This window comes from Phenylobacterium sp. NIBR 498073, assembly GCF_027286305.1.
Lineage (GTDB): Bacteria > Pseudomonadota > Alphaproteobacteria > Caulobacterales > Caulobacteraceae > Phenylobacterium.
Genome location: NZ_CP114599.1, coordinates 3,727,083 through 3,744,472, shown reverse-complemented (window position 1 = coordinate 3,744,472; position 17,390 = coordinate 3,727,083). Strand labels below are relative to the sequence as shown.

Sequence of the window (17,390 nt, the reverse complement as noted above, 5' to 3'; positions counted from 1 at the left end):
TTGCATGCATCGTTGCAATTGTTGATTGCGACTTGAAGAGGACCGCGGGCGATCCTACGACGCGGAGTCTGGGGGATTAACCGTGTCGCGTGACCGTACCTATCGCAGCCTCGAGTATCTGAGGAAAAGCGCCGCGACCTCCCGCGTGCTCAATCTCTGGCAGATCGCCCAGCGTGAGGGCGCGAGGCCCGAGCACCAGGAGAACCCCTTCTTCCGCAACACGCTGCTGAACCGTGCGATGATCCTGAAGCACCGGGTGCGCGGCAGCGAGGCCGACCTCTTCGACTATCCGGTGCAGACGGCGACCAAGATCCTGCTTCCGATCGCTGAGCGCGAACTGCGCTATGGCGCGCGCTTCCTGTTCGTCGGCCAACGCGACTTCGAGGACGTGGCCGCGGCCTCTTTCGCCGAAGACCTGCGACGCGGCTCCCGCGACCGGCTGGTGCTCGACATCATCTCCAGCCTGCCCTCGCTAGACCCGTTCCTGATGCGCGAGAGCCTGAAGACCAACGGCTTCAGTCCGGCGGCCTGCTACTTCAACCTCTCCGACGGCGACGTCGAGCGGATGTCTTCCTCCGCGCGGCTGGAGCTGGAGCCGCTGGTGCGCATGTCGTTCGGGGACGGCCACGCGTTTGCGGCCAAGTCGGCGACCCTGCTCTCCAAGCTGCTGTCGGACGCCGGCAGCGCCGAGCTGGAGCCGCTGCGTCGGGTGATGAACATGGACGCCCAGCAGTTCCGCGAGGGCGTGTTCTGCTGGAAGGCCTTCCTGTACTACAAATGGCAGCTGCGCGACCTGCTGCCGCGGATCCGCAAGGTGGTCGACGAGATCTCAGTCATCCGTCCGGTCGGGGCGATGGAGCCGGACGACCGGGTCTACATCACCCGCATCAAGAAGGACCTGCGCGGCTGGATCTTCGCGGCGAGCGGGGCGGTGACCGAGTCCCTGGCCGCCTACGACACCGCCTATGCGGCCTTGACCCAGCGCAGCGAACCGATGGCGTTTCGCGATTTCCTGCTGCGTGCGCCGGCGATGTTCTCCAGCCTGGGCGAGCGGCTGTCGGCCATCGAGCACGTCGCCAGCTTCTGGCGGTTCCGCTTCCCGGCCGGCCAGTTGCCGCGGATCGCCGTCGACGAACTGATCGACATCTTCATGGATTTCGAGGCCAGTCTGAACACGGTCGCGTTGGAGCCGCTGCACCACGTATGAAAAAGGCGCCCCCGGCCGAAGCCGGGAGCGCCCTTGCGTCCGATCTGGAGCGTCCGGCTTAGAACGCGCCGGCGGCGGCGATCACGCTCTGACCCAGCGTGCCGCCGAACAGGTTCGTGGTCGAACCCAGCGACGCGCCGGCCTGGTCGCGGTCGCGCAGGCTGCCGCCGAAGGTGTAGCGCAGGCCGACCTTGAAGATGTCGGCCTTCAGGTCCGCGTCGTCCATTTCGCCGTGCTCGTAGGCGCCGGTCACGCTCCACGGGGTGCCCGCGAACTGGTACTCGGCGTCGGCGCCGATGTTCCAGATGTCGAGGTCGCCGCCCTTGGCGTCGGCCTTGGTGTAGCCGGCGGTGCCTTGGACCTTGAAGTTGTCGGTCACGAAGTAGCGCAGCTCGGCGCGGCCGGCCCAGAAGTCCACGTCGTCGAGGTCGTCCGACTGGCCGTAGCCGACTTGGCCGTAGAGGGTGGTCTTCGGCGAGACGTTGTACTGGGCCTCGGCGCCGACGCCCCACAGGGTCACGTCGTCGCTCTTGTTGACGCCGACGAAGCCGCCGGCCAGGCCGCCTTCGAAGGTCTTGTTCAGGTGGCCGGTCACGGCCCAGGTGGTGGCGTCTCCGCCGTCGGCGTCAAAGTTCGTCACCGAACCATCGACGGCGCCGCGCAGCGACGAACCGACGTCGAACGCCACCGCGCCTTCGCCCTGGAAGACGTCGGCGTCGGTGTCGCCGAGCGCGCCGGCGTCGATTTCGGCGCGGCTATAGTTGGCGCCGACATGGCCGACGGTCTGGGCTTGGGCGGCGCCGGTCAGCGCGAAAAAGGCGGCCGCGGCGGCCGTCGCGATCAGTTGGGTCTTCACGTTCTTGTCCCCTTTTGGGCTTGAAACACTGAGCCCCAGCTATGCCCGTCATCGCCCTGTCACAATGGCTGAAGCCCTTGCATTTCACCGGTCTGCGAGTGGTGTGACCGGTCAGTCACAGTCCGCGCCGGGCCCCTTGAAATGCAATTTCGCCGACCTATGGCCGGCGCCGAAACGGCAAGTTTCGGCCTCGAAAGCCGTCGGTTCGACGCGCCCGCGCCGGCCGCCTCGCAAGTCCGCGCCGGCCTCGCCTGCGAGAAACCGTACGGATCGGTCGTTTGATATTAAACGAGCGCGGAAAATCGACGGGACGCTTGAGGCGGGGCGCTCGCCGCCGCCGCGCCCCAGGACAATTCCGGACTACCGCCGCCGCGCCCCGCGCCCTATCTGGCGATCATGCATACGCAAGTGACGCCCGAGAACCTGCGCGAGCTGGTCGGCCGCTTCTACGGCCGGGCGCGTGAGGACGCGTTGATCGGTCCGGTGTTCAACGCCGCCATCGACGACTGGGACCATCACCTGGACCACATCGCCCAGTTCTGGGCCGCGGGCCTGCTCGGGGTCGGGCGCTTCACCGGCCGGCCGATGGCCAAGCACATGCGCCAGCCGATCACCCCGCCGATGTTCGACCGCTGGCTGGCGCTGTGGAAGGAGGCGACCGACGAGACCTATGCCCCGCCGATCGCCCAGGCGCTGCAGGCCAGAGCCGGCCGCATCGCCGAGAGCTTCAAGCTCGGCATGTTCTATCGGCCGGCCGAGGATCGGACGTCGGTCGCCCGATAGGCGGCTCAGTAGACCGCCGCGTAGTTCCCCAGCGCGTTGCCGCTGGCGTCGCCGACGCCGCTGCCGCCGTCGACCGGAATGATCGCGCCGTTCACATAGGCGGCCTTCTGCGTCGACAGGAAGATGGCCATGTCGGCGATCTCGTCCTTCTGGCCGTAGCGGCGCATCGGATTGCGGCCGGTGACGCGGGCCTCGGCCTCCGGCGTCGGCGCCAGGCGGGCCATGCCCTCGGTGTCGGCGATCGGCCCGGGGGAGATGGCGTTGACCCGCACCCCGGCCGGGCCCCACTCCAGCGCCAGGCACTTGGTCAGCATGTTGATCCCGGCCTTCGCCGCGCAGACGTGAGCCTGGAACATCGAGGCGCGCTCGGCCTGGCCGGCGGTGATCGAGATCAGCGAGGCGCCCGGCCGGTTCAGGAATTCGAACGAGGCGCGCAGCACGTTGAAGGTGCCGATCAGGTCGATGTCGACCACCGTCTTGAAGCCGTTGGCGCTCATGCCCAGGGCCGGGGCCACGAAGTTGCCGGCCGCGCCCGACAGCACGATGTCGATCGGTCCCAGCTCGTCGTGGGTGCGTTTCAGGGCCGCCTCGACCGCCGCATAGTCGCGCACGTCGGCGGCCATGCCGATGCAGGGGCCGAAGGCGGCGACTTCCTTGGCGGCCGCCTCGATCTTTTCCGGGCTGCGGCTGATGATCGCCACCTTGGCGCCGGCCGCGGCGAACCGCTTGGCGATCCCCAGGTTGATCCCGCTCGATCCGCCCGCCACGAACGCCGTCTTGCCCGCCAGTTCCTGGGTCATGCTGCTCTTCCTTGTTCCGTCCCTTGGTTGGCGACGAGCTTAGCGCCGCCGGCGGCGACGGCGAAAGCCTGACCCCACGGAGCCTCAATTTCGAAAAATCGGTTTGTCCTGCGTCACGCAGCCGCTTGACGCGAAGTCCGCGGCTTGTTCATTATCATCGATAAGTTAGAAGCCGCCACGAGCGGTCTCACCCAGGGCAAGGAAACAGATGACCGCCACCGACATGATCGCCGAGCGTCCGGCCGCCGCCGCCGTCCAGCATTTCGACGTCCTCATCGTCGGGGCCGGGATCTCCGGCGTCGGCGCGGCCTATCACCTGCAGACCCAGCGTCCAGGAACCAGCTTCGTGGTTCTGGAAAGCAAGGACACCTTCGGCGGCACCTGGGTGACCCACAAGTACCCGGGCATCCGCTCGGACAGCGACCTCTACACCTTCGGCTATCGCTTCAAGCCCTGGACCGGCGCGCCGATCGCCACCGCCGCCGAGATCCTCAGCTACATGAACGAGGTCATCGACGAAAACGGCTTGGCCCAGCACATCCGCTACGGCCACAAGATCACCAACGCCAGCTGGTCGGGCGAGGACAACCTCTGGACCGTCGACGTCACCCGCACCGACGGGACCACGACCCAGTTCACCACCAACTTCCTCTTCATGTGCCAGGGCTACTACAAGCACGACCAGGGCTACACGCCCGACTGGCCGGGCATGGCCGACTTCAAGGGCCGCATCGTCCACCCGCAGACCTGGCCTGACGATATCGACCTGAAGGGCAAGAACGTCATCGTCATCGGCTCGGGCGCCACCGCCGCGACCCTGGTGCCGAACATCGCCGACCAGACCGCTCACGTGACCCTGCTGCAGCGCTCGCCGACCTACTTCGTGCCGGGCCGCAACGTCGACGAACTGGCCGACACCCTGCGCCAGCTCGAGATCGACGAGACCTGGGTCCACGAGATCGTCCGCCGCAAGCGCCTGTTCGACGGCGCGGCCTTCACCAAGCGCGCGGTCGAGGAGTCCGAGGCGGTCAAGGCCGAGCTGCTGGCCGGCGTGCGCATGTTCCTGGGCGACCAGTTCGACGTCGACAAGCACTTCACCCCCCGCTACCGCCCCTGGCGCCAGCGCATCGCCTTCATTCCGGACGGCGACCTGTTCCGCGGCATCGCCTCGGGCAAGGCCTCGGTGGTCACCGACGAGATCGAGCGTTTCACCGAGAACGGCATCCTGCTGAAGTCCGGCGAGGAGCTGAAGGCCGACATCGTCATCAGCGCCACCGGCTTCGACCTTTCCGTCATGGGCGACATCCCGTTCCAGGTGAACGGCAAGCCGGTCGACTGGTCCGACACGGTCACCTATCGCGGCATGATGTTCACCGGCGTGCCGAACCTGGCCTGGGTGTTCGGCTACTTCCGCGCCTCCTGGACGCTCCGCGCCGACCTGATGGGCGACTTCATCGCCCGCCTGCTCGCCCACATGCAGGACAAGGGCTACAAAACCGTCGTCCCGGCGCTGCGCCCCGAGGACAAGGCCGACGAACTGACGACCTGGATCGACCCGGAGAACTTCAACCCCGGCTACCTGATGCGCGGCCTGCACCTGATGCCCAAGAGCATCGACAAGCCGGAATGGCGCCACACCCAGGACTACTGGTCCGAGAAGGACGAACTGCCGAAGGTGGACCTCGACGAATCAGCCCTCGTCTACGGTTGATCCGGCCGCGGCGCCTCCCCCCGGAGGCGCCGCTTTTCATGCGGGCCCGGTCGGCTGAGCCGCCTTCTCCGGGTTTCGCCCGATAGGCCTTCAGGCTTGACCGCATGATCCTGCCTCCCGCTTCAGGAGGCGCGCATGGACGTTCTCAAGGGCTGGGTGGACGGCGCGCCGCTGCTGGTGCTGGGTGTCGTCGTCCTGTTGTTGCTGGTCGCGGGCCTGGCGGTCGGGATCTGGGTCCGCCGTCGCCACGACAGTGACGATCGCCGCGCCCCGCGGGACGACGACGGCCAGGAAGGCTACGTCGTCTCGGCGGTCCTGGGCCTGCTGGCCCTGCTGCTCGGCTTTACCTTCGCCCTGGCCGTCGATCGTTTCGAGACGCGCCGCGCCCTGGTGCTGCAAGAAGCCAACGCGATCGGCACGGCCTATCTGCGCACCCAGCTGCTGCCCCAGCCGCACCGCGAGCGAATCAGCGCCCTGTTGATCGACTACACTGCGAACCGCGTTGCGCTCGGCGAAAGCTCGGCCGCTGAGCAACCGCAGATGCTGGCCACGAACAACCGGATCGTCACCGACCTCTGGGCCGCGACTGCCGCCGGCTTCCAGTCGGTCAAGGGGCTCGACTTCTCCAGCGCCTACATCGACAGCATGAACACGCTCATCGACCTCGACACCTCGCGCAAGGCGGCGCGGACGGTGCGGGTCCCGACCGAGGTGTTCATCGTCCTGGTGGTCTATCTGACCGTCACCTCCGGGGTGCTCGGCTATGTATTCTCCGGCCCGCGCGGCCGGGCCGCGGCGGTGTTCATGCTGGGGCTGCTCTGGATGTCGATGCTGCTGATCGTCGATATCGACCGCCCGACCCGCGGCGGCATCCGCGAGAGCCAGCTGCCCATGCAGTGGACGCTGCAGACCCTCAAGACCACCCCGCCGGCCACCTACGACCGCTGGCTGCCGCCGGAATCGGCTTCGGCGGCTAGTCCCGGGACTTCGCCGGCGGCGGCCGCTGGAACACGATCGGCACGATGACAGGGTGGCCGGCCACCGGTACGTCGTCATAGGTCTTCGGCGTCATCCGGAAAACCTTCGTCAGCTCAAGCGCCGCCGGCCCGAAGCCCTGTCCCTCCGGCGTCTCCGCCACCACCCGACAGTCGGCCATGGTCTGGTCGACGGCCACATGGCACTGGACGACCGCCCGGCCCTGATCGGCGGTCGCCGTGCTGGGGAACACTCGGCTGGACTCTTCGGGGGTCGGCAGGCGCACCCAGTCGGGATTCTTCACGACCACTAACGGCTTCAGCGTGTCGGGCGTGATGCCGAGCGGGCTCGCCGTGAACCGGAAGGTCATGATCCGGTTGCGCTCCGGCGGGAAGGCCGCGTGCGGGTTGGGCTGCGATAGAGCGGCCAACCGCAATGCGGCGGCGCCAAATCCGGCTTTGGCCGGCGTCTCGGACACGAGGCGGCACTTCTCGAGCACAAGCGCAGGCGACATGTTGCAGCGAAGCGTGGCCTCGCCGTTCAGGCCGGCGGCCAGGGCCTCAGGCGGGTAGTAGGGCCTGAACTGCTCGGCCGTTGACGGTTCGGCGCCGGCCGACGTCACCAACGCGAACGCCAGGCTGAGCCCCAGACTGATCTTCTGCACTTGGTCCCGCCCCTCGGTTTAAGGCCAAGCTTAGCCTTGCCGGCGACCGCTTCGCCAGCGCTCCTAGCGGCAGCGGGTGATGGTGTCGGTCTGGCCTTTCGAACGGATCTGGCCGCCGACCAGCACCAGGGTCTGCTCGGTGTCGGCGCAGGCCTTGCGGGTGCGGCCCTTGCTCTGGATGGTGGTCACCTCGCGGCCGACCAGCCGCGCACTGGTCCCGTCGCGCGCGATCTCGACCTTGTCGATCCTCCCGCGCTCGGTCGAGGTCGCGCCGGCCAGGAACTTGGTCGCCTGGGCGCGCGCCTGGGGCAGGGTGCTGGTCCCATAGGGGATCATGCCGCCGTGCTTGATGTCGCGGGTTTGGTCGATGAACACCGCGTCCTTGGTGAAGAGGGCGAAGTAGCCGTCCAGGTCGCGTGCGTTCCAGGCCGCCTCCTGGCGTTGGGCGAACGCCCGCGCCTGCGCCTCGGTCAGTCTCGGCGCAGTGAGGGCGGGCGACGCCAGGGTGATGGCCAAAACCCCGCTCGTCCCGGCGAAAGCCACGGCCCAAGCCGACGTGCGGCCGTGGCGGCGGAGGGGCCGCTTGGGACCTCGCCGGGACGAGCGGGAGAAAAGCGTCAGTGGTCTAGCCCCAGCACGCGGGCCGCGTTGCCGCCCATCCACTTCTCGCGCACCGACTGCTTCAGCGGCAGCTCGTCGGTCTCGGCGACCAGCTGGTGCAGCGGGACCATCTGGGTGCCCCAACCGGTGGCGAAGATGATCTTGTCCTGCAGGTTGCGCGCTCCGTAGTAGATCAGCGCCTCATAGCCTGCGCCGGGCGCCAGCAGGTGCTTCACGCGCTTGCAGGCGAAGTCGATGTAGATGTTCTTGTGGCGCGAGGCGATGGCGCAGGCCTCGTCCACCCACGGCCAACCGGTGAGGCCGGCGACGATCTTCAGCTCCGGGAAGCGCACTGCGACCTCGTCCAGGTACTTCGGGTGCGCGTAGTCGTAGGGGCGGTCCGACAGCAGGTGCAGGCCGACCGTGATCCGCACCGGGATGTCCAGTTCGACGCACTTGGCCAGGAAGGGCCAGTAGGCCGGATCGTTGATGTAGCGCCCTTCGCGATAGGATGAGATTTCGAAGCCCCTGCAGCCCCACTCGCGCACGCCGCGCTCCAGCGCCGCGACACCGTCCTCGCCCTCGTCGCCCCAGATGCGGAACCAGGGGATCAGCCGGTCGGGATATTCGGCCGCGAACTTGGCCACGTCCTCGTTGCTGGCGCGGCGGCCGGCGTTGCCGATGCAGGCGTAGCGGACTTGGGCCACGTCCAGCATGCCGATGACCTGCTCGTGGCTCATCGCCCGGGTCATGTCGACCTCGCACAGCTTCAGGGCCAGGCTGGTCAGCCCGTCGCGCTCCTTGGCGGCGTTGAACTCGTCGACGCTCATGCCGATCTGGGCCGCCCAGCCGGGGGCCATGTGCTGGGCGTAGCCTTCCTTGTCGAAGCCGCGGCCGGACTTGATCAGCCGCACCGTGTCCTCGACCGCTTCCTTGGTCGGGGTGTCGCACTCGAAATCGATGATCATCATGGGGTGTTTCGGTCCTAATGAATCGGTGAGCCTTGGGGCTCTTATGCGGGGCACCCTAGCCGGTCAGCGGCGGTGGGGAAGGGGTGGTGTTACGGGCGCCCCCGGCTCATCCTGGGGCCATGCGCCTCTACCTCTCGTCCTATCGCTTCGGATCGGCGGTCGACCGACTGGCCGCCCTGGTCCCGGCTGGGGCGCGGGTGGCGGTGGTTTCCAATGCGCTGGACCTGATCCCGGACGAGTCGCGCAGGTCCTATGCGCGCAACGTCCACGATCCGCTGGCCGATCTGGCGGAGATGGGCCTCTCGCCGTTCGACCTCGACCTGCGGCGCTGGTTCGGCGATGCGGCCGGGCTGGAGCGGGAACTGGCCGACGTGCAGATGGTCTGGGCCGTTGGCGGCAACACCTTCCTGCTGCGCCGGGCCATGGCCCAGAGCGGCCTCGACGCCGTCCTCCACCGTCGCCTGGCCGACGACAGCATCGCCTATGGCGGCTGGAGCGCCGGGGCCTGCGTCGCCGGCTCAGCCCTGTGCGGGATCGACCTGATGGACGCGCCGGACGAGGTCGCCGCGGGCTACGATCCCGCCCCGATCTATGATGGCCTCGCCCTCGTGGACTTTGTCATCGTCCCTCACTTCGCATCAGATCACCCCGAGGCCGACGCAGCGACGGTCGCCGCCGCCTGGCTGGCGGAACGGGACATCCCCCACCGCACCCTGCGCGACGGCGAGGCGATCGTGCGCGTGGGGGAGGCGATGGAGGTCGTGGGGCGCCAGTCCCGGTGGTGACGAGCCCCCTGTCCCAAAGCTAGACTGTCGCAAAACGACGGGAGAGGGACGAATGGAGCGGAACAATCCGCTGGCCTGGCTGGTGCTGGCCGCGTCGGTGATCGCGGGGGTCAGCTATGTCGCCTCCTGGAACCTGGCCGGCTTTCCCGAATGGGGCTCCACGGCCTGGAAGGGCGCGGGCGTCGCGCTGCTGGCGGTCTATGCCGGCCTGCGCGCGCGTAGCCTCGACGGCTGGCTGATCTGCGCGGTGATGGCGTTCGGCGCGCTCGGCGACGTGCTGCTCGAGACCCATGGCCTCAATGTCGGGGCGGTCGCCTTCCTCGTCGGGCACATCGTCGCCATCGTCCTCTATCTGCGCAATCGCCGCCGCGGGCTGACGCTCGCCGACAAGCTGCTGATCGCGGTGCTGGTGCCGGGAACGGCGATCGCCGCCTACCTGCTGCCGGCCGACCGGGCGCTCGGGGGCGGGGCGGCGCTCTATTCGCTCGGCCTGGCGATCATGGCCGCCTGCGCCTGGGCCAGCCGCTTTCCGCGGATCCTGGTCGGCCTCGGCGCGCTGATGTTCGTGGTCTCCGACCTGCTGATCTTCGGCCGGGCCGGGCCGCTGGCCGGGGCGGCCTGGGTCGGGCTGGCGATCTGGGGCCTCTATTATTTCGGCCAGTTCCTGATCTGCGTCGGGGTGGTCGGCGGCGCCACCCGCGGACGACGGCTCTAGTGCAACCAGAGGGCGGGGTGCGACGTTTCCGCCCCGCCCACAATCCGCCCCTTTCGGCGTCAATGCAGGTTGTGTCGAGTTGTTGACGCGGTGTGGAGGCACGTTTGGCGGGGGACGGCGCGAGGATCACCGACGACCTGCCGTCCTGGGCCGGCGCGGAGCTGCGCCTGCGCGCCTGGGCCTCGCGTCATCGCCGCCCGCTGGTCGTCGTGCTCAGCACGCTGGCGCACGTGCTGATCGTGCTGCCGATGATCCTGGCGCCCTCCGAGCCGATCGAGCCTGAGCCGCCGCCGATGGTCGTGCAACTGGTCGAGATCCCCAAGCCGATCCCGGTGCTCTCGCCGCCCGCGCCCGATCCTGAACCCTCGCCGGCCCCCGCCGCCGCGCCGGTCGAGACCCCCAAGCCGACCCCCGCCAAGCCGCCGCCCAAGCGCCGCCCGACGCCGCGCCCGCCGCCGCCCGAGGTGATCACCGTCCCCGCCAGCCGGGTGGAGACGACCAGCGTCGGCTCCGGCGTCGAGCTGACCGACGCCCAGATCGCCGGCGCGGCGCGCGCCGGGTCCGGTTCCGGGTCGGGCGACGGCGCCGGCGGCGGCGAGTGCGACATGCTGCGATGGCTGCAGGCCAAGCTGCGCAGCGACCGACGGGTGCAGGCGGCGATGGCCGGGGCCCATCGCGGGCGGCCGGTCATGGTCTGGAACGGCGACTGGGTGGTGCATCCGGGCCAGGAGGGCGGCGGCCTGGCCGCCGTGCGCGAAATCATGACCTGGGAGATCGCCTATGCGCCCGAGGCCTGCCGCGCCGAGCGGGTCCGCGGCCTGGTGCTGATCTCGCTGCGCGACGGGGCGGGCGGCGCCCATATCGCGCTCGGCGACAGCAACTGGACCTGGAGCGACCTGATCCACGCCCGCTCGGCGGTCACCCACGGCAAGACGCTGCGGCGCTAGTGAACTAGAACTCCACGCCCTCGGCTATGAAGCCGCGGAACACGTCGTTGTCCGGCCGCACCGAGTAGCGGGTCGTCGGTCGCGGCACGTGGCCGTGCGCGGCCCGCCGGATCGCGTCGAAGAAGGCGCGGTCCGACTGCATGCCCGGCCCCTGCGACCACCGGCCCAGGGTGGGCAGGGCAAGCAGCTTGTCGATCATGAGGCAGTTGGGGTCGACGAAGCCGCCGCGCGCGGCGAAGCGGCCGCGGTCCGGTCCGACCGAATCCCAGCGGTCGATCCCCAGCTCCTCGCCGCTGGCCTCGTCGACCAGCATCCGCAGGGAGTAGGCCCAGGCCTTGCCGGCGATCGCCGCGCGCAGGCTCGACAGGTGGTCGCGCTCCCAGGCGTTGTCGTCGTCGAGATAGGCGACATGCCGGCTGGCGGCCATGAAGGTCAGGATCGAGCGCAGCGACCCGCCGTCGGTCGCCCGATGGACGCCGCCGTGCCGGACCGAGGTCGAGTAGGGCAGGGTCAGCAGCAGCACCGAGACGTTCGCCGGCCGCCGGGCGATCAGCCCCAGCAGCGCCGGCGGCGTTGGCCGCGGCGCATCGACCCCGATCAGCACCTGGATACGGCCGTCCAGGTCCTGGCGGAACACCGACTCCAGGCTGGCCAGCAGCGCCGGCCGCAGCACCGTCGGGATCACCACGGCCGCGTCGCAGGGCGCCTGCGGATCGCCGTCGCCTCCGAACCAACTCCCCAGAGACACCGACTGCATGCTACGCCCCGAACGCCCGCCGGACACACGCAGCGGTGCGCAGCCCTTACAGCAAACCCGGCAGGGTGGTCACCTGCGCATCGGCTGCATCCTCACTCGGCGAGGAAAGCTTCGGTCTCGCGCATGAACTCGTCCAGCTTGTCGTGGTGCACCCAGTGGCCGGCGCCCTCGAAATTGACCAGCCGGGCGTTGGCGAAGTTCTCGATCCGCCCGTCCTCGACCGGGTCCGAGGCCCACGACTCCATGCCGCGCATCAGCAGCACCGGGCAGGTGATGTTGCGCCACAGCTGGTGCTGGTCGGCGTGCGACAGCCCGCCGACCCCGCCCCAGCGGGCGTGGTTGTCGAACTTCCACGAGAAGGTGCCGTCCTCGTTCTGGTGCGCGCCATAGACGGTCAGGTGGCGGGCCTGCTCGGCCGACAGGTGCGGGTTCTCCTCGGCCATCCGCGCCGTCGCCTCGTCCAGGCTGGCGTAGCGGCGCGGCGCGCGGCCCGAGTTCTCGCGGCGGTCGGCGATCCAGTCGCGCAGGCGCGCATCGACGCCCTTCTTGGACTGCTCGGCCATCACCTTCGGCGAGGGGCCCAGCCCCTCGATGGCGACGATCTTCTTCACCTGGTCGGGGAACGCCCCGCAGTAGTTCAGGCAGATCCCGGCCCCCATCGAGTGCGAGATGATCGTCACCGGCGCCATCGCCTTCTGATGCACCAGCTGGGCGATGTCGTAGAGATAGGCGCTCATGTCGTAGCCGCCGCCGATCGCCCAGGCGCTGTCGCCGTGCCCGCGCAGGTCCGGGGCGATGACGTGGTAGCGCTCGCGCAGCCGCTCGGCGACCCAGTCCCAGTTGCGGCAATGGTCGCGCCCGCCGTGCACCAGCAAGAGCGGCGGGGCCCCCTCGTTGCCCCAATCGACATAGTGCAGGCGCAGGCGCTGCGAGAAGTAGAAGTGCGACGTCGGCCCGTGCATGCGAACTCTCCGTGGTCGGAAGCAAGGCCCTTAGCATCCCCGGCGCCGGCCGCTCCACCGCCGCGCGCGGCGGCTGATCGACCAAGCCCGCCGCCCGTACGACGAAATCGGCCGAAAACGCCAATCCTTACCGCAGCTTAATTGGACGAGGCATGCCCCGGCGGCGCAAATGACGGCGCTGTTTCAGGAGCCCTAGCCATGAAGTCCCTGCTCGCCGCCGCCGCGGTCATCGCCCTGCTGGCCCCGGCCGCCGCCGCTCACGCCGACCCGGCCGCCGACGCGCTGGCCCGCTACGTCGCCTGGCGCGGCGGCGCGCCGTTCGCGAAGGCCGAAGGGCTGGCCGTGGCCGGAACCATGGACAACGGCCGCTTCAAGGGCACGGTCCAGCGCCGCATGGAGCCGGGCCGCACCGCCGAGCACATCGCCGTCGGCTCGGCCGACATGCGCCGCGCCCTGACCGCCGACGGCGGCTGGACGATCACCCTCAGCGGCCAGGTCGAGGACGCCGGCGAGCCCGCCGCCCAGGAGGCCGCGCGCCGCCGGCTGACCGCCTTCGACGACGCCTTCGACGGCGCCCACGGCCCGGTGACCCTGGCTCCGGACGAGACCTTCGAGGGCAAGACCGTTCAGGTGCTGCGCGTGGCCTTCGCCGGCGGCGCGGCCTACGAGCTGCTGCTCGACCCGGCCAGCGGCGCCCTGCTCGCCGACCGCACGACCGAGGAGGGCGTGCCCACGCTCACCCGCTACGACGACTGGCGCATGGTCGAGGGCGTGCGCATGGCCTTCCGCCAGGTCCAGCAGACGCAGGGCGAGCCGCTGGTCCTGACCACCGTCCTGACCTCGGTCGACATCGACCCGGCCCCGGACGCGGCCGCCTTCGCGCGGCCAGCCTCGCGGCGGATCTACAGCTTCCCGCAGGGCCGCGCGGCGACCACGCCGCTGGCCTTCGAGCTGTTCCTCGGCAACCGCATCGTCATCCCGGCCGCGGTCAACGGCGCAGAGACCCCGGTCATGCTCGACAGCGGGGCCGAGGTCACCGTGCTCGACAAGGCCTATGCCGAAAAGCTGGGGATCAAGCCGACCGGCCTGGTCGCCGCCCTCGGCACCGGCGGGCGCGACGTCGCAGAGCTGGCCAGCGGCGTCACCCTGAAGCTGGGCGAGGTGGAGCTGAAGGACATCACCGTCGCGCTCATGGACCTGTCGCCGATCGCCGCCGGCGTCGGCCGCCCGCTGCCGGCCATCCTCGGCAAGGAGGTGCTGAACGCCCTGACCGTCCAGCTCGACTTCGCCGGCAAGACCATCACCTTCCACGACCCCGCCGCCTATCAGGCCCCGGCCGGCGCCGTCGCCGTGCCGGTCAGCAATGTCGGCGGCCTGCACGCGATCCCCGTCTCGATCGAGGGCGCAGACCCGGTGCTGATGCACTTCGACCTCGGCAACGGCTCGCCGATGCTGGTCTATCCCAACTACTGGAAGCCGCAGGCGATGCTGGCCGATCGCCCAGCCTCCAAGGTGCTCTCCGGCGGCGTCGGGGCCGGCGGCCCGCGCACCCGCACCATCGCCACGGTCAAGACCATCGCCATCGGCGGCATGGCGGTGCGCGACGTCCCGGCCGTGTTCGGCGACGAGGACAACAGCGTCTTCAACATCGGCCACACCTCCGGCAACGTCGGCATGCCGGTGCTCAGCCGCTTCGGCCTGACCACCGACTACGCGCGAAACCGCCTGCTGCTGACCCCGCGCGCCGACGCCCTGGCCGCCCCGTTCGTCAAGGACCGCGCCGGCGCCCTGGCGCGCCCCGCCGAGGGCGGTCTCACCATCGCCCTGGTCGCGCCCGGCTCGCCGGCCGAGGCCGCGGGCCTCAAGGCCGGCCAGCTGATCACCGCGATCGACGGTCGCCCGGCCGCAGAGCTCGGCGTCGCCGGCTTCACGCCGCTGCGCACCGCCCCGGCCGGCCAGGTCCTGACCCTCACCCTGCAGGACGGAACCCAGGTCCCGCTGACCCTGAAGGACTACTACTGAGCCAATCGTCCCCCACGACTGTCATCCCGGTTTCGGCCGCAGGCCGAAGACCGGGACCCATGAACACCGGATGGATCAGGACCCGGCTCGGCCCCGGCCCATCCTGCCGGCGTCGCCGCGAATGGATCCCGGACAGCCGCTGCGCGGCTTCCGGGATGACACGCGAGCAGGCTCAATCCTCGTCCAGCACCCCGTTCAGCCAAGGCCCCCGCGTGACCCGCCCGCTGTGGTCGCCGAACAGCGGGCCGGAAAACGCCTCGCCCTCCAGCGTCACCGGCGCCGCCCGCCCGCCCGGCCGATAGTGCTTGGGCGTCAGCCGCCCCAGCCGTTCCTGCAGCTGCGCCACCTGCGCCTTGGCCGCCTCGAACTGCGTCCAGTGGCACGAGCCGATCACGTGCTCGATCTTCAGCTCCAGCCACATGCGCTGTTCGTCGCGCGCGGTCAGGTACATGGCCTCGAACACCGGGAACCGCTTCAGCCAGGTATAGACCGCCTTCAGCGACGGCATGTCCGGGCGCGCGCAGATGGCGCTCAGCGCCTGGCCGGCGGCCAGCCGCACGCACACCGCCAGCGCCGCCTCCATCGTAAAGGTGCTCTTGCGCCCGGCCCCCGCCGGCCGCCGCCGGCGCAGGCCGCGCGCCACCTCCTGCTCACGCCGCGCCGCGCTCGCCCGCGCGAGCGAGGCGGCCTCCATCTGCCGCTTCCAGGCCAGCTTGTCGCGGCAGGCGTCGTACATCGCCGCGAACTCCGGGTGCATCTTCCGCCAGTGAAAGATGGTGGCGTAGGACGGCATGGCCGGATCGGCGGCGATCTCCTTGATCGTCAGCCCGTCGCAGATCCGCTGGCAGATCTCCCAGCCGAGGTTCGGGTGGTACTGGCTCGCCTTGGCGCCGCCCTTGTGGTCGATGACGGGCAGGGGCGGGGAGGGAGGCCGGGCCATGGCGCGGAGCATCGCGCGCCGGGGCGTCGGAAGCGGACGTGGCGCCCCTTGCCCCTCGTTGAGCAATTTGGCTTAGGTCGAGCTCCCGCTACGATGCTCGACTAGTGTCGAGTAATGACATCTGCGAGCGTCGTCGCGCCATCACTTTTGAAGTTACCCTGACAATCGGGACAAGTGATGTCGCCTTCGACTGCAATCCGGAGGCTCTGACAGTGGGGGCAAATTTTCAAGAAATCCTCGACGGCTTCTTCGATGCTTGCCTCTGATAGGACCGCAACCGCCAAGCGGGGATCAACAATGCCGTACAAATATTGTGGACGATTTCCCGGATTCGGAACGTCGCCGATTTTTACAACTGCGCCCGATGCAAGCCATTTCTGGACCTTTGCTCGCGCCGCCTGCTGAGAAACGCGGAATACAGAGCTCGCGAGGGCGCTAATGGTAAAGTTGAGGCCGTCAACTTTTCTAATTTCAGAGAAGTGCTCGCCGTATAGCTCGCGTGCTCGTTCGGTTGAGAACGCCATAATGGCCGATTTCACCGTGCGAAACTCAATTTTCGCGGAAAACTTGCCGGATCTAGTATGCTCATCTGTGATTTTCTTGCAAATGCGCACCATGTCCCGGGGGGAGCCGTGAGCGAAGTATGCGACGAGCTTATGAACGTCGTACGGCGTGTCTTCAGCCAGGAGTTCATCAAAGCGTGAAACCTTCCCTGCTGAATAACTTTGAAGTCGACGTTGAAGTACGCGTGCGAGCTCCTCGACGGACCAATTGAGCGTGTATTCCAAAAGGCGATCTGGGCGGCCGCCCGCGCTCTGATAATGCTCTTTCATTTGATCCCAAAGAAAGAACTTGAAGGCGACCCCTGGCGTTTCGAGCAGGGGCAAATCTATCAGGAGCGACTCGAGGAATTGGAAGGCACGCTCTGCGTCTCTAGCCGTAAAGACAATTTCATCGACTCTATCGACAAGTATGTAAGTCGATGAATATCCAATTTTCCTCGCGAGAGAAATCAACGAGGCGAACTTGAATCGAATGCTCTCGCTGTTTGGTTGAAATTCGGAGTGCGCGGGTTCAAGCTTTCCGAAATCAAATCGTGCCGAAATGGCATTTACGAGAGTTACAATCACTCCGCCGTATCGATTCCAGGCGTCCGCGGCCTTGTCGCCCATGGACTTTATGGAATTAAGAGAATCTCTGAACTTCTCCGAAGTTATTGGCCCTAAAAGCTCTCGTGACATTGAAACGATGAGCATCTTGTCAGTTTTGTCGAGCGCGCCCGGAGGAAGTTTCGCGTCCTCTATTCGCAATAATATTGCGAGTAGTAATGTTCTACATATGTTGTTGAGGTGAAATTCGACCGGAACCAGCTTGTCCTTGGGTAGGTTATCGACAGGAAAGCTGTCGTACGAAATGCAAAGGAAATTTTCGTTTGCATCCGCGCTTTTGCGCTCGATCATTATCTTTTGTGCGGTTTTTCCCCCGCCGCGCGGCGCAAAGACGACGTTGCTCTTTGGGACCCTAGGGTCCCCCACAACAGCTGGAAAAAAGGGCGGCTCAACGAAGTATTGCCCAATGAGTGGCTCGTCTGCGGCATTGGTGGAGGCGAAAGGGTCCTCGTCGAAACCAAAGTTCCTCAAAAACTCAGACGACATAGCTTCCCCTCCGACTCGTCCCGGATTTCTATTCCTCGGT

The 17,390-nt window shown here is 68.1% G+C and carries 17 protein-coding genes; 8 read left to right on the top strand and 9 right to left on the bottom strand.

The window, feature by feature from the left end:
* The first annotated feature begins 82 nt into the window (after positions 1-82).
* Positions 83-1,207, top strand: coding sequence for a hypothetical protein (locus O4N75_RS18675; protein ID WP_269626947.1), 1,125 nt, complete (start codon positions 83-85; stop codon positions 1,205-1,207).
* 58 nt (positions 1,208-1,265) lie between these two features.
* On the opposite strand, the gene O4N75_RS18670 is transcribed toward O4N75_RS18675, so the two are convergent.
* Positions 1,266-2,063, bottom strand: coding sequence for an outer membrane beta-barrel protein (locus tag O4N75_RS18670; RefSeq protein WP_269626946.1), 798 nt, complete (start codon positions 2,061-2,063; stop codon positions 1,266-1,268).
* A gap of 396 nt (positions 2,064-2,459) precedes the next feature.
* Between O4N75_RS18670 and O4N75_RS18665 the strand changes: the two genes are divergently transcribed.
* A complete protein-coding gene (locus O4N75_RS18665) occupies positions 2,460-2,846 on the top strand; it encodes a group III truncated hemoglobin (protein WP_269626945.1) in 387 nt (128 codons plus the stop codon).
* A 5-nt stretch (positions 2,847-2,851) separates the two neighbouring features.
* Here O4N75_RS18665 and O4N75_RS18660 read toward each other — a convergent pair whose 3' ends face one another.
* Positions 2,852-3,646: an SDR family oxidoreductase gene (locus O4N75_RS18660; protein WP_269626944.1), complete on the bottom strand. Its 795-nt coding sequence runs from the start codon at positions 3,644-3,646 to the stop codon at positions 2,852-2,854.
* A gap of 208 nt (positions 3,647-3,854) precedes the next feature.
* Here O4N75_RS18660 and O4N75_RS18655 point away from each other — a divergent pair, with 208 nt between their 5' ends.
* Together O4N75_RS18655 and O4N75_RS18650 are read left to right on the top strand one after the other, a co-directional pair.
* Positions 3,855-5,357 (top strand): NAD(P)/FAD-dependent oxidoreductase, encoded by a 1,503-nt coding sequence (locus tag O4N75_RS18655; protein ID WP_269626943.1) that lies wholly within the window; start codon positions 3,855-3,857, stop codon positions 5,355-5,357.
* 135 nt (positions 5,358-5,492) lie between these two features.
* Positions 5,493-6,383: a hypothetical protein gene (locus tag O4N75_RS18650; protein ID WP_269626942.1), complete on the top strand. Its 891-nt coding sequence runs from the start codon at positions 5,493-5,495 to the stop codon at positions 6,381-6,383.
* On the opposite strand, the gene O4N75_RS18645 is transcribed toward O4N75_RS18650, so the two are convergent.
* From O4N75_RS18645 to O4N75_RS18635, 3 genes are all read right to left on the bottom strand, one after another.
* A complete protein-coding gene (locus O4N75_RS18645; protein ID WP_269626941.1) occupies positions 6,331-6,996 on the bottom strand; it encodes a hypothetical protein in 666 nt (221 codons plus the stop codon). The genes O4N75_RS18650 and O4N75_RS18645 overlap by 53 nt on opposite strands.
* 63 nt (positions 6,997-7,059) lie before the next feature.
* Positions 7,060-7,512, bottom strand: a complete 453-nt coding sequence (locus tag O4N75_RS18640; protein WP_269626940.1) for a DUF4440 domain-containing protein — start codon at positions 7,510-7,512, stop codon at positions 7,060-7,062.
* 101 nt (positions 7,513-7,613) lie between these two features.
* Positions 7,614-8,567 carry an amidohydrolase family protein gene (locus O4N75_RS18635; RefSeq protein ID WP_269626939.1) on the bottom strand — a complete coding sequence of 318 codons (954 nt, stop codon included), beginning with the start codon at positions 8,565-8,567 and terminating at the stop codon, positions 7,614-7,616.
* 119 nt (positions 8,568-8,686) lie between these two features.
* Here O4N75_RS18635 and O4N75_RS18630 point away from each other — a divergent pair, with 119 nt between their 5' ends.
* The 3 genes from O4N75_RS18630 to O4N75_RS18620 all read left to right on the top strand — a co-directional run bounded on the left by O4N75_RS18630 (position 8,687) and on the right by O4N75_RS18620 (position 11,014).
* Positions 8,687-9,352, top strand: a complete 666-nt coding sequence (locus tag O4N75_RS18630; protein ID WP_269626938.1) for a Type 1 glutamine amidotransferase-like domain-containing protein — start codon at positions 8,687-8,689, stop codon at positions 9,350-9,352.
* Positions 9,353-9,404: 52 nt separating this feature from the next.
* Positions 9,405-10,067, top strand: coding sequence for a lysoplasmalogenase family protein (locus O4N75_RS18625; RefSeq protein WP_269626937.1), 663 nt, complete (start codon positions 9,405-9,407; stop codon positions 10,065-10,067).
* Between the two features lie 104 nt (positions 10,068-10,171).
* A complete protein-coding gene (locus O4N75_RS18620) occupies positions 10,172-11,014 on the top strand; it encodes a hypothetical protein (RefSeq protein ID WP_269626936.1) in 843 nt (280 codons plus the stop codon).
* Positions 11,015-11,018: 4 nt separating this feature from the next.
* Here the strand turns inward: O4N75_RS18620 and O4N75_RS18615 are convergent, their stop codons facing one another.
* Complete coding sequence (locus O4N75_RS18615; protein ID WP_269626935.1) at positions 11,019-11,771, bottom strand: glycosyltransferase family A protein; 753 nt, start codon at positions 11,769-11,771, stop codon at positions 11,019-11,021.
* A 92-nt stretch (positions 11,772-11,863) separates the two neighbouring features.
* Complete coding sequence (locus O4N75_RS18610; RefSeq protein WP_269626934.1) at positions 11,864-12,733, bottom strand: alpha/beta hydrolase; 870 nt, start codon at positions 12,731-12,733, stop codon at positions 11,864-11,866.
* A gap of 198 nt (positions 12,734-12,931) precedes the next feature.
* Between O4N75_RS18610 and O4N75_RS18605 the strand changes: the two genes are divergently transcribed.
* Positions 12,932-14,755, top strand: a complete 1,824-nt coding sequence (locus O4N75_RS18605; RefSeq protein ID WP_269626933.1) for an aspartyl protease family protein — start codon at positions 12,932-12,934, stop codon at positions 14,753-14,755.
* A 172-nt stretch (positions 14,756-14,927) separates the two neighbouring features.
* On the opposite strand, the gene O4N75_RS18600 is transcribed toward O4N75_RS18605, so the two are convergent.
* On the bottom strand, positions 14,928-15,695 hold the full coding sequence (locus O4N75_RS18600) for a hypothetical protein (RefSeq protein ID WP_269626932.1): 768 nt from the start codon (positions 15,693-15,695) through the stop codon (positions 14,928-14,930).
* A 101-nt stretch (positions 15,696-15,796) separates the two neighbouring features.
* Entirely contained in the window at positions 15,797-17,350 is a 1,554-nt protein-coding gene (locus O4N75_RS18595; RefSeq protein WP_269626931.1) for a hypothetical protein, read from the bottom strand.
* Positions 17,351-17,390: the final 40 nt, after the last annotated feature.